The 12,277-nt window shown below is 58.3% G+C and carries 8 protein-coding genes; all 8 read right to left on the bottom strand.

The window, feature by feature from the left end:
• Positions 1–11: 11 nt before the first annotated feature.
• Positions 12–1,325 (bottom strand): branched-chain amino acid transport system II carrier protein, encoded by a 1,314-nt coding sequence (brnQ, locus tag A8O26_RS07010; RefSeq protein WP_064117360.1) that lies wholly within the window; start codon positions 1,323–1,325, stop codon positions 12–14.
• 319 nt (positions 1,326–1,644) lie between these two features.
• Positions 1,645–2,526 (bottom strand): succinate--CoA ligase subunit alpha, encoded by an 882-nt coding sequence (gene sucD, locus A8O26_RS07015; RefSeq protein WP_008082972.1) that lies wholly within the window; start codon positions 2,524–2,526, stop codon positions 1,645–1,647.
• Entirely contained in the window at positions 2,526–3,692 is a 1,167-nt protein-coding gene (gene sucC / locus A8O26_RS07020) for an ADP-forming succinate--CoA ligase subunit beta (protein ID WP_007919879.1), read from the bottom strand. The genes sucD and sucC overlap by 1 nt, the downstream gene beginning before the upstream one ends.
• 199 nt (positions 3,693–3,891) lie before the next feature.
• Positions 3,892–5,328 (bottom strand): dihydrolipoyl dehydrogenase, encoded by a 1,437-nt coding sequence (gene lpdA, locus A8O26_RS07025; protein ID WP_007919881.1) that lies wholly within the window; start codon positions 5,326–5,328, stop codon positions 3,892–3,894.
• Between the two features lie 109 nt (positions 5,329–5,437).
• A complete protein-coding gene (gene odhB, locus A8O26_RS07030) occupies positions 5,438–6,661 on the bottom strand; it encodes a 2-oxoglutarate dehydrogenase complex dihydrolipoyllysine-residue succinyltransferase (protein WP_064117361.1) in 1,224 nt (407 codons plus the stop codon).
• Positions 6,662–6,703: 42 nt separating this feature from the next.
• Positions 6,704–9,535, bottom strand: a complete 2,832-nt coding sequence (locus A8O26_RS07035) for a 2-oxoglutarate dehydrogenase E1 component (RefSeq protein ID WP_064117362.1) — start codon at positions 9,533–9,535, stop codon at positions 6,704–6,706.
• Between the two features lie 251 nt (positions 9,536–9,786).
• A complete protein-coding gene (locus tag A8O26_RS07040; RefSeq protein ID WP_003223007.1) occupies positions 9,787–10,491 on the bottom strand; it encodes a succinate dehydrogenase iron-sulfur subunit in 705 nt (234 codons plus the stop codon).
• 11 nt (positions 10,492–10,502) lie between these two features.
• Complete coding sequence (gene sdhA, locus A8O26_RS07045; protein ID WP_008077944.1) at positions 10,503–12,275, bottom strand: succinate dehydrogenase flavoprotein subunit; 1,773 nt, start codon at positions 12,273–12,275, stop codon at positions 10,503–10,505.
• Positions 12,276–12,277 lie beyond the last annotated feature (2 nt).

The raw sequence follows: 12,277 nt of genomic DNA on the forward strand, positions 1-12,277 counted from the left end.
ATCAGGCAACGTCAGGCAACGGCTTCGCTGCGTTTGCCCAGCAAGCGATCGCAAACCACTGCAACCACCAGGGTCATCACACATGGCACCAGCCACGCCAGGCCCTGCTCGCTCAGCGGCAGGTGCGACAGCTGTGTCGGCATCCAGTCAGCCAGACCAGCGCCTTTCAGCGCGTCGATGCTGCCGAACACGAAAGACACCAGCATCACCGGGCCGAGGATGCGCCCATGTTCATGCCAGAAGTCTTTGCAGAAGCTCAGCGCCACCAGCACGATGCATGGCGGGTAAATCGCTGTCAGCACCGGAATCGAGAACGCGATCAGCTTGGTCAGGCCCAGGTTGGACACCAGCAGCGAGAACGCCGCCAGGATGATCACCAGCGTCTTGTACGACAGCGGCAGAACACGACTGAAATACTCGGCGCAGGCACAAGTCAGACCCACCGCCGTTACCAGGCAGGCCAGCGAGATCAGCACGGCGAGGAAGCCGCTGCCCAGCGAACCGAAGGTATGCTGTACGTAAGCGTGCAGTACCGCCGCGCCATTGGTCGCGCCCACTGCCACTTCGTGGCTGCCGGAACCGAGACGGAACAGGCTGATATACACCAGCGCCAGACCGACGCCGGCGATCAAGCCAGCGATGATCGCGTAACGGGTGATCAGCTTCGGCGACTCGACGCCACGGGAGCGGATCGCGTTAACGATGACGATGCCGAACACCAGTGCACCCAGGGTATCCATGGTCAGGTAACCATTGATGAAGCCTTGGGAGAATGGCGCGGCGACGTACTCTGGCGTGCCGTGGCCGATGTCACCCGCCGGCAAGGCGAATGCAGCGATACCCAGCACCGCCAGCGCGATGATCTTCAACGGCGCGAGAAAACGGCCAACCGTGTCCAGCAAACGCCCAGGGTAGAGCGAGATGAAGAACACCAGCAGGAAGTACACCGAGCTGTAGAGGAACAGCGCCAGCGGGCTTTCGCCGGTCAGCGGCGCCAAGCCTACTTCAAAGGATACGGTCGCGGTACGCGGGGTGGCGAACAACGGGCCGACTGCCAGGTAGCAAGCAGCCGCGAGAATGCCGCCAGCGATCTTGCCGATCGGGCTGCTCAGCGCATCCATCGCCCCACCGACCTTGGCCAGTGCAACGACAGTGATCACCGGCAAACCGACTGCGGTGATCAGGAAGCCCAGCGCGGCCATCCAGACGTGAGGTCCGGCCTGCAAGCCAACGATAGGCGGGAAGATAATGTTGCCAGCCCCAACGAACAGGGCAAATGTCATAAAGCCAAGTGCCAGGATGTCCTGACCTTTCAAAACTTTCATTAAGGTAATACCACACTACTGAATCGGAATTTAGAGGGGGATTGCCCTGTGTAATTAGGGAAATGCTGTCGATCCGTATGGGACTGACCCTTAAAGCGCGTTGCATGCCTTGTGGGCGGCAGACGCAAAAATGGCTGCTAGCCTAACGAATTTGCTTTGCAAACGCACTGTTAGAGGGCGAACTATCCGATACGCGACGTTTCTGTGTCGCGTTTTTGCATGTAATTGGGGGCAAGTCTATAAATAAGCGAATGCCAGAAACGACAAAGGCCACCCGAAGGTGGCCTTTGTTTGGTGAAGCGTCAGCTAAGCGCGAGGCTTACTTGACAGCCCAACCCGTCAGCTCGGCCAGGGCCTTGCCGATGTCTGCCAGCGAACGCACGGTTTTAACGCCTGCGTCTTGCAGCGCAGCGAATTTCTCGTCTGCAGTGCCTTTGCCGCCAGAGATGATTGCGCCAGCATGGCCCATGCGCTTGCCCGGAGGAGCAGTTACACCAGCGATGTAGGAAACAACCGGCTTGGTCACGTGTGCCTTGATGTAGGCAGCCGCTTCTTCTTCAGCCGAACCGCCGATCTCGCCGATCATGACGATCGCTTCGGTCTTCGGGTCTTCCTGGAACAGCTTCAGGATGTCGATGAAGTTCGAACCCGGGATCGGGTCACCACCGATGCCGACGCAAGTCGACTGACCGAAACCGGCGTCAGTAGTCTGCTTGACAGCTTCGTAGGTCAGGGTGCCGGAACGCGAAACGATACCGACCTTGCCTGGCAAGTGAATGTGACCTGGCATGATGCCGATCTTGCACTCGCCCGGAGTGATAACGCCTGGGCAGTTAGGGCCGATCAGGACTACACCCAGCTCGTCGCACTTAACTTTAGCGTCCAGCATGTCCAGGGTAGGAATGCCTTCGGTGATGCAAACGATCAGCTTGATGCCGCCGAATGCCGCTTCCAGGATCGAATCTTTGCAGAAAGGAGCCGGAACGTAGATCACGGAAGCGGTAGCGCCAGTGGCTTCTACTGCGTCTTTAACGGTGTTGAACACTGGCAGACCCAGGTGCTCGGTGCCGCCTTTGCCAGGAGTAACGCCACCAACCATTTTGGTGCCGTATTCGATGGCTTGCTGGGTGTGGAAACTACCTTGCGAACCGGTAATACCCTGGCAGATAACTTTGGTGTCTTTATTGATCAGGACGCTCATTATTTGCCCTCCGCAGCTTTGACAACTTGTTGAGCAGCGTCGGTCAGGCTGGTAGCAGCGATGATGTTCAAACCGCTTTCTGCCAGTACTTTAGCGCCCAGCTCAGCGTTGTTGCCTTCAAGGCGAACAACAACCGGGATTTTCACGCCGACTTCTTTCACCGCGCCGATGATGCCTTCGGCAATCATGTCGCAGCGAACGATGCCGCCGAAGATGTTGACCAGTACTGCAGCGACGTTGGTGTCGGACAGGATGATCTTGAACGCTTCAGTTACGCGTTCTTTGGTAGCGCCACCACCTACGTCGAGGAAGTTGGCTGGCTTGCCGCCATGCAGGTTGACGATGTCCATGGTGCCCATGGCCAGGCCAGCACCGTTGACCATGCAGCCGATGTTGCCTTCCAGTGCCACGTAGTTCAGTTCGAACTTGGCAGCGTGCGCTTCGCGCGGATCGTCTTGCGACGGATCGTGGAAAGTCTTCAGCTTAGGCTGACGGTACATGGCGTTGGCGTCGATGTTGATCTTGGCGTCCAGGCAGTGCAGATCGCCGTCAGCCTTGATCACCAGCGGGTTCACTTCCAGCAGAGCCAGGTCGTGATCCTTGAACAGCTTGGCCAGACCTACGAAGATCTTGGCGAACTGAGCAACCTGCTTGCCTTCCAGACCCAGCTGGAATGCCAGCTCGCGACCCTGGAATGGCTGAGCGCCAACCAGTGGATCGATAGTGGCCTTGAGAATTTTTTCAGGAGTGTCGTGAGCGATTTTCTCGATGTCCACGCCACCTTCGGTGGAAGCCATGAACACGATGCGACGGCTCGAACGGTCAACGACAGCGCCCAGGTACAGCTCTTTAGCGATATCAGTGCACGATTCAACCAGGATCTTGGTGACTGGCTGGCCATTGGCGTCAGTCTGGTAAGTCACCAGACGCTTGCCCAGCCACTGCTGTGCGAAGGCTTTGGCGTCTTCTTTGCTGCGAACCAGCTTTACGCCGCCCGCTTTACCGCGACCACCGGCGTGGACCTGGGCTTTGACAACCCACTCACTGCCGCCGATTTTGTCGCAAGCTTCTGCTGCTGCTTCCGGGGTGTCTACTGCGTAACCAGTGGAAACTGGCAGGCCGTATTCAGCGAACAGCTGCTTACCCTGATACTCGTGAAGATTCATGCTTTTTACCGTCTTCGTTAGGTACTGCGCATTCGGCGCTGCGCTCGTTTGAGTGCCGCGCCACCTGTGACTGCTGCTTGCGTAGCCTTTCCGGATACCCGGTGCAGCTACGCAAGACTGCGTCCAGCGGACATTCCGCGGTGAGACTTGCTCGCAAGGCTCACGACGGGCCGTTACCGCCGTGGTTTCTTATTGTCTGTTAACGCTTTTTGCGGTTGGCAATGTGGATGGCGCCGCCATTCACAGCCAAAGCAGCTTCGTGCAAGGCTTCAGACAGGGTCGGATGGGAGAAAACCATCATGCCCAGGTCTTCAGCGCTGGTGCCGAATTCCATACCGATCGCGCCCTGCTGAACCAGTTCTGCAGCGCTCGGGCCAATCACGTGCACGCCCAATACGCGGTCAGTCTTAGCATCAGCGATGACCTTGACGAAACCACCGGTATCGTTGGCGGCCATGGCACGGCCGGAAGCGGCGAACGGGAAGGTGCCGACGTTAACTTCAACGCCTTCAGCTTTCAAGGCCTGCTCGGTTTTGCCAACCCACGCGATTTCCGGGTGAGTATAAATAACCGAAGGGATCAGGTCATAGTTCATCTGGGCTTTGTGGCCCTTGATGCGCTCGACAACCATGATGCCTTCTTCCGAAGCCTTGTGAGCCAGCATCATGCCGCGAACCACGTCACCGATGGCGAAAACGCCCGGTACGGTGGTCGCGCAGTGATCGTCAACGTGCACGAAACCGCGCTCGTCGAGGGTCACGCCGCTGTCGGCAGCCAGCAGATCAGTGGTCACCGGACGGCGACCAACGGCTACGATCAGCTTGTCGAAAGTGATGGTCTGTTCGCCGTTGGCGTCGGTGTAGTTCACAACGACTTCGTCGCCGTTCACTTTCGAGCCGGTTACGCGAGCACCCAGTTTGATGTCCAGACCTTGTTTGGTCAGGGTTTTCAGCGCTTCCTTGGAAACAGCGGTGTCCGCTGCCATCAGGAAAGTGTCCAGAGCTTCCAGAACAACAACTTCGGAACCCAGACGCGACCACACCGAACCCAGTTCCAGACCGATCACGCCAGCGCCGATCACGCCCAGACGCTTAGGTACGCTTTGGAATTCCAGTGCGCCAGTCGAATCGACGATGACTTTCTGATCAACCGGAGCCGGTGGAATGTCGATCGGACGCGAACCTGGCGCCAGGATGACGTTTTCAGCTTCGATGACTTCAACCGAGCCGTCTGGCTTGGTGACTTCGACTTTTTTGCCAGCCAGCAGTTTGCCGTGGCCCTGAATCGAAGTAACGCCGTTGGCCTTGAACAGGGTGGCAACGCCGCCGGTCAGGTTCTTGACGATGCCAGCCTTGCGGCCAACCATCGCAGCGACGTCCATTTTGACTTCGCCGGTCGAGATACCGTGAACGTTGAAGCTTTCTTTCGCTTCCTTGTATTTCCAGGAGCTGTCGAGCAGCGCCTTGGAAGGAATGCAGCCCACGTTCAGGCAGGTACCGCCCAGGGCTTGCTTGCCTTCTGCGTCGGTGTACTTCTCGATGCAGGCAGTGGTCAGACCCAGCTGCGCGGCCTTGATGGCAGCCACGTAGCCGCCAGGGCCAGCACCGATCACTACTACGTCAAATTTCTGCGACATTCAAAAAATCCTCTTTAGCAATAAAGCTACAAGCCGCAAGCCACAAGCTCCAAGCCCACCCCGCTCGCTTTGAGCTTGTGGCTTGAAACTTGAAGCTTGCCGCTGTTTTTTAGATATCCAGCAACAGACGCGCCGGATCTTCCAGCAGGTTCTTGATGGTCACCAGGAAGGTCACAGCTTCTTTGCCATCGATCAGACGGTGATCGTAGGACAGTGCCAGGTACATCATCGGACGGATAACGACCTGACCGTTAATGGCCATAGGACGCTGGATGATGTTGTGCATGCCCAGAATCGCTGCCTGCGGCGGGTTGACGATCGGGGTCGACATCATCGAACCGAAGGTACCACCGTTGGTGATGGTGAAGGTACCACCGGTCATCTCGTCCATCGACAGTTTGCCGTCACGGGCTTTTTTGCCGAATGTTGCGATGCCGCCTTCGATTTCAGCCAGGCTCATCAGTTCGGCGTTACGCAGAACCGGAACAACCAGGCCACGGTCGCTGGAAACGGCAACGCCGATGTCCGCGTAGCCGTGGTAAACGATGTCAGCGCCGTCGATCGAAGCGTTAACAGCCGGGAAGCGTTTCAGCGCTTCGGTGGCTGCTTTAACGAAGAACGACATGAAGCCCAGGCGTACGCCGTTGTGGGACTTCTCGAACAGATCCTTGTACTTCGAACGCAGGGCCATGACTTCAGTCATGTCGACTTCGTTGAAAGTGGTCAGCATCGCCATGTTCGACTGAGCTTCAACCAGACGCTTGGCTACGGTGGCACGAACGCGGGTCATCGGTACGCGCTTCTCGATGCGGTCGCCAGCGGCGAACACAGGAGCGGCAGCCGAAGGAGCAGCAGCCTTGGCAGGTGCGGCAGCCGGAGCGGCTTTCTTGGCAGCAACCGCTGCAACCACGTCTTCCTTGGTCACACGACCACCTTTGCCGGTGCCGGCAACGGAAGCGATGTTGATGCCGTTCTCTTCAGCCAGCTTGCGCGCAGCAGGAGCAGCAACAGGATCGTCTTCGCCTTCAGCAGCAGCCGGTGCAGCGGCAGCAGCGGCCGGAGCAGCAGCGGCGGCTGGAGCAGCGGCAGCAGCGCCGCCCGCTTCGATGGAGCCCAGCACTTCGTCGGACAGAACGGTGTCGCCTTCGTTCTTGACGATTGCGCCCAGCACGCCGTCGGCGGTAGCCAGAACTTCCAGTACGACTTTGTCGGTTTCGATGTCGACGATCAGGTCGTCACGCTTGACGGCATCGCCCGGTTGTTTGTGCCAGGTGGCAACGGTGCCATCGGCAACCGATTCCGGGAAAGTGGGGGCTTTGATCTCGATAGCCATTATCTGTGGTTCCTTAAATTCGGTTTCAGGTGCGCGAAGGCGTTAAATGGTAAACGCGTCTTGCAGGAGTTTTTCCTGCTGCTCGGCGTGCATCGATGCGTAACCACAAGCTGGGGCAGCAGAAGCCTCACGGCCCGCGTACTCAAGTACGAGAGACTTGTCGAGGTTCCCGATGCTGCGACGCAAGTGGTGCTGGCTGCAGTACCAGGCGCCCTGGTTCATCGGCTCTTCCTGACACCAAACGGCATTTTTGACGTTGGTGTACGGAGCCAGGACTTCTTTCAAGTCGTCCTCAGGGAATGGGTACAGCTGCTCGATACGCACGATGGCGATATCTTCACGGCCTTCGGCACGGCGTTTTTCCAGCAGGTCGTAGTAGACCTTGCCGCTACACAGAACAACACGCTCGACCTTTTTCGGGTCCAGGGTATCGATTTCCGGGATCACGGTCTGGAACGAACCTTCGGCCAGATCTTCCAGCGTCGAGATGGCCAGCTTGTGGCGCAGCAACGACTTCGGCGTCAGCACGATCAGTGGCTTGCGCAGCGGACGAATCACCTGACGACGCAGCAAGTGGTAGATCTGTGCTGGCGTGGTTGGGACGGCAACCTGAATATTGTGCTCGGCGCACAGTTGCAGGTAACGCTCAAGACGTGCCGAGCTGTGCTCAGGGCCCTGACCTTCGTAACCGTGTGGCAGCAACATGGTCAGACCGCAGAGACGGCCCCACTTGTGCTCGCCGCTGGTGATGAACTGGTCGATCACAACCTGTGCACCGTTGGCGAAGTCGCCGAACTGGGCTTCCCAGATCACCAGCGCATCCGGCGTGGTGGTCGAGTAACCGTATTCGAACGCCAGTACCGCTTCTTCCGACAGGAACGAGTCGTACAGGTCAAAGCGTGGCTGACCGTCGTACAGGTGCTGCAGCGGAATGTAGGTGCCCGCGTCTTTCTGGTTGTGCAACACAGCGTGACGGTGCGAGAACGTACCGCGGCCGATGTCCTGACCGGTCATGCGGATCGGGTGACCTTCGAACGCCAGGGTCGCGTACGCCATGGTTTCGGCGTAACCCCAGTTGATCGGCAGGCCGCCGGCTTGCATCTTCTGACGGTCTTCGTAGATCTTCGCGACCTGACGCTGAACCACGAAGCCTTCCGGAATTTCCAGCAGCTTGGCGGACAGTTCTTGCAGGGTCTTCAGATCAAAGCGAGTGTCGTGACGCGCAGTCCAGGCGTGGCCCAGATACGGACGCCAGTCCACGAACAGTTCTTTATTAGGCTCTTTGACCAGCGATTTCACCACGTGCAGACCGTTGTCCAGCGCGTTGCGGTATTCGTCGACTTTCGCCTGAACACGCTCTGCGTCGAGTACACCGCCCTGGGTCAGACGATCAGCGTACAGCTCACGGGTGGTGCGCTGTTTGGTGATCTGCTGATACATCAGAGGCTGAGTACCGCTTGGCTCGTCGGCCTCGTTGTGGCCGCGACGACGGTAGCAGACCAGGTCGATCACCACGTCACGCTTGAACTGCATGCGGTAGTCGATGGCCAGCTGGGTCACGAACAACACGGCTTCCGGATCATCACCATTCACATGGAGGATCGGCGCCTGGATCATCTTCGCAACGTCAGTGGCGTACTCGGTGGAACGCGAGTCCAGCGGGTTACTGATGGTGAAACCCACCTGGTTGTTGATCACGATGTGCACGGTACCGCCGGTCTTGAAACCGCGGGTCTGCGACATCTGGAAGGTTTCCATGACCACGCCCTGACCTGCGAATGCAGCGTCACCGTGGATGGAGATCGGCAGAACCTTCTCACCGGTCGGGTCGTTACGACGATCCTGACGGGCGCGAACCGAACCTTCTACCACCGGGGAAACGATCTCCAGGTGGGACGGGTTGAACGCCATGGCGAGGTGAACTTCACCGCCGGCAGTCATCACGTTGGACGAGAAGCCCTGGTGGTATTTAACGTCACCGGAACCCAGCTCGACCTTCTTCTTGCCTTCGAACTCGTCGAACAGCTCGCGCGGGTTCTTGCCGAAGGTGTTGACCAGTACGTTCAGACGGCCACGGTGGGCCATGCCGATGACGACTTCCTTGGTGCCGTAGGAACCGGAACGCTGGATCAGTTCGTCGAGCATTGGAATCAGGCTTTCGCCGCCTTCCAGACCGAAACGCTTGGTGCCCGGGTATTTGGTGCCCAGGTATTTTTCCAGGCCTTCACCGGCAGTCACGCGCTCAAGCAGGTGGCTCTTGATGTCGGCGGAGTACGTCGGACGACCGCGCACGCTTTCCAGACGCTGCTGGAACCACTGGCGCTGCTCGGAATCGGTGATGTGCGTAAATTCAGCGCCGATGGTGCGGCAATATGTCTGCTGCAACGCTTCGTGAATTTCGCGTAGGCTCGCTTCCTCTTTGCCGATGAACAGGTCGCCGGCACGGAAGGTCGTATCAAGATCGGCATTGGTCAAGCCGTAATGATTGATCGACAGGTCTGCAGGTGCAGGACGCTGCCACAGCCCCAGCGGGTCAAGCTGGGCTGCCTGGTGGCCACGCATACGGTAGGCCTGGATCAATCGCAGCACTTCAACTTGCTTCTTCTCGTGCTCACTGCTCACGCTGCCGGCGGAAACCGGTTGGGCGCGGCGCTGGTTCTTTGCCAGCAGCACGAAATGATCGCGAATTGTGGAGTGCGAAACATCAGTGGCAGAGTTGCCGTCGGCAGGCAACTTCTGAAAGTAGGTGCGCCACTCTTCTGGCACAGCGTTAGGGTCGTGCAGGTAGAGCTCATAAAGCTCTTCCACATAGGCAGCGTTTCCACCTGAAAGGTAGGCGCTGTTCCACATGCGCTGCATCACGCTTTCTTGCATGCTTGGTCACCCTCGGTTAGGGGAACACCATCGATGTCGACACCGAGCAAACTTGCAGAAGTCCGAATGCAGCGACTAAAACAAGCCACTTAGGATCACACTGATAGTCCGGGTACCAGCCCGGATGCCCCTGCTTGTCTCATTTCTTCAAAATAAGAGCGGCAGCTTATGGCTACTGCTCTGGTTATAGCCATGACGCGGGTTGAAGCCCGCGCCACAGCCTCTACGGTGCAGCGGTTACAGCAGCTGAATCACACGCCGCTCGAAAGCAGCATGTTACGGATGTGACCGATGGCCTTAGTCGGGTTCAGGCCTTTCGGACATACGTTGACGCAGTTCATGATGCCCCGGCAGCGGAAAACGCTGAACGGGTCATCGAGCGAAGCCAGACGCTCGGATGTCTTGGTGTCACGACTGTCTGCCAGGAAGCGATAAGCTTGCAGCAGTGCAGCTGGACCCAGGAACTTGTCCGGGTTCCACCAGAAGGACGGGCACGAAGTCGAGCAGCAGGCGCACAGAATGCACTCGTACAGACCGTCGAGCTTTTCACGCTCTTCTGGCGACTGCAGACGCTCGATGGCCGGAGCCGGCGTGTCGTTCTGCAGGTAAGGCTTCACCTTCTCGTATTGCTTGTAGAAGATGCTCATATCGACGACCAGGTCACGGATAACCGGCAAACCTGGCAGCGGACGAACGATCAACTTATTACCTTTTACAACGGCAGACAGCGGCGTGATGCACGCCAGACCGTTTTTGCCGTTGATGTTCATGCCGTCGGAACCGCAAACGCCTTCACGGCAAGAGCGACGATAGGAGAAGCCTTCGTCCTGCTCTTTGATCAGGGCCAGTACGTCCAGCACCATCAGGTCTTTACCACCGGTATCGACCTGGAATTCCTGCATGAACGGCGCAGCGTCCTGATCAGGGTTGTAACGATATACGCTGACTTGCAACATGGCGGCCACCCTTAATAAGTCCGAATCTTAGGTTCAAAAGTCGGAACAGTCTTCGGCGAGAAGTTCACGGCACGCTTGGTGACGCGCTTGTCACCCGGGAAGTACAGGGTGTGGCACAGCCAGTTTTCGTCGTCACGGTCTTCGAAGTCTTCACGGGCGTGAGCACCGCGCGACTCTTTGCGGACTTCAGCGGCGATGGCGGTAGCTTCAGCCACTTCCAGCAGGTTTTGCAGTTCCAGCGCTTCGATACGGGCAGTGTTGAACGCCTGCGACTTATCGTTGATCTTCACGTTGGCGATGCGGGTACGCAGGTCAGCAAGCTGAGCGATACCTTTCTGCATGTACTCGCCGGTACGGAATACACCGAAGTAGTTCTGCATGCAGTTCTGCAGCTCGCGACGCAGGGTTGCCACGTCTTCGCCATCAGTACGGCTGTTCAGCGCGTTCAGACGCGACAGGGCAGCTTCGATGTCGGCTTCGGTAGCGTCGTCGTATTCGATGCCGTCGGTCAGCGCTTTTTCCAGGTGCAGGCCCGCAGCGCGGCCGAATACCACCAGGTCGAGCAGCGAGTTGCCGCCCAGACGGTTGGCACCGTGAACCGATACGCAAGCCACTTCGCCTACCGCGAACAGACCAGGGATGATCTTGTCGACGCCTTCCGCGTCCTGGGTGATCGCCTGGCCATGAATGTTGGTGGCAACGCCGCCCATCATATAGTGGCAAGTCGGAACAACCGGAACCGGCGCAACAACCGGGTCAACGTGTGCGAAAGTCTTCGACAGTTCGCAGATGCCTGGCAGACGGCTGTGCAGTACTTCCTCGCCCAGGTGGTCGAGTTTGAGCAGTACGTGGTCGCCATTCGGACCGCAACCGTTGCCAGCGATGATTTCTTTAACCATCGAACGGGCAACCACGTCACGACCGGCAAGGTCTTTGGCGTTCGGAGCATAACGCTCCATGAAACGCTCGCCGTGCTTGTTGATCAGGTATCCACCTTCACCACGGCAACCTTCGGTAACCAGTACACCGGCGCCGGCGATGCCGGTCGGGTGGAACTGCCACATTTCGATGTCTTGTACCGGCACGCCAGCACGCAGAGCCATGCCGACGCCGTCACCGGTGTTGATCAGGGCGTTGGTGGTGGAGGCGTAGATACGACCTGCACCGCCGGTAGCCAGTACGGTGGCTTTAGCGCGGATGTAGGTGGTTTCGCCGGTTTCGATGCAGATCGCGATCACACCGACGAAGTCGCCTTCCTGGTTTTTCACCAGGTCGACAGCGTAGTACTCGTTCAGGAACGTGGTACCGGCTTTCAGGTTGCCCTGATAAAGGGTGTGCAGCAGCGCGTGACCGGTACGGTCGGAAGCGGCGCACGTACGGGCAGCCTGCCCGCCTTTGCCGTAGTCCTTGGACTGACCACCGAACGGACGCTGGTAGATACGACCCTGTTCGGTACGCGAGAACGGCATGCCCATGTGGTCCAGCTCATAAACAGCAGCCGGGCCTTCCTGACACATGTATTCGATAGCGTCCTGGTCACCGATGTAGTCGGAACCCTTGACGGTATCGTACATGTGCCAGCGCCAGTCATCGTTCGGGTCAGCGGACGCGATTGCGCAAGTGATGCCGCCCTGGGCGGACACAGTGTGCGAACGGGTCGGGAAAACCTTGGTGATCACGGCAGTCTTGTGACCGCCCTGTGCCAGTTGCAGCGCAGCGCGCATGCCGGCACCGCCACCACCAATAATGATGGCGTCGAAAGAAATCGTTGGAATGTTAGCCATGA

It is taken from the genome of Pseudomonas fluorescens, assembly GCF_001648775.1.
GTDB classification, from domain to species: domain Bacteria; phylum Pseudomonadota; class Gammaproteobacteria; order Pseudomonadales; family Pseudomonadaceae; genus Aquipseudomonas; species Aquipseudomonas fluorescens_M.

Coding starts and splice junctions, on each gene's coding strand:
- brnQ (WP_064117360.1), bottom strand. CDS start 1,325: ATGAAAGTTTTGAAAGGTCAGGACATCCTGGCACTTGGCTTTATGACA.
- sucD (WP_008082972.1), bottom strand. CDS start 2,526: ATGAGCGTCCTGATCAATAAAGACACCAAAGTTATCTGCCAGGGTATT.
- sucC (WP_007919879.1), bottom strand. CDS start 3,692: ATGAATCTTCACGAGTATCAGGGTAAGCAGCTGTTCGCTGAATACGGC.
- lpdA (WP_007919881.1), bottom strand. CDS start 5,328: ATGTCGCAGAAATTTGACGTAGTAGTGATCGGTGCTGGCCCTGGCGGC.
- odhB (WP_064117361.1), bottom strand. CDS start 6,661: ATGGCTATCGAGATCAAAGCCCCCACTTTCCCGGAATCGGTTGCCGAT.
- A8O26_RS07035 (WP_064117362.1), bottom strand. CDS start 9,535: ATGCAAGAAAGCGTGATGCAGCGCATGTGGAACAGCGCCTACCTTTCA.
- A8O26_RS07040 (WP_003223007.1), bottom strand. CDS start 10,491: ATGTTGCAAGTCAGCGTATATCGTTACAACCCTGATCAGGACGCTGCG.
- sdhA (WP_008077944.1), bottom strand. CDS start 12,275: ATGGCTAACATTCCAACGATTTCTTTCGACGCCATCATTATTGGTGGT.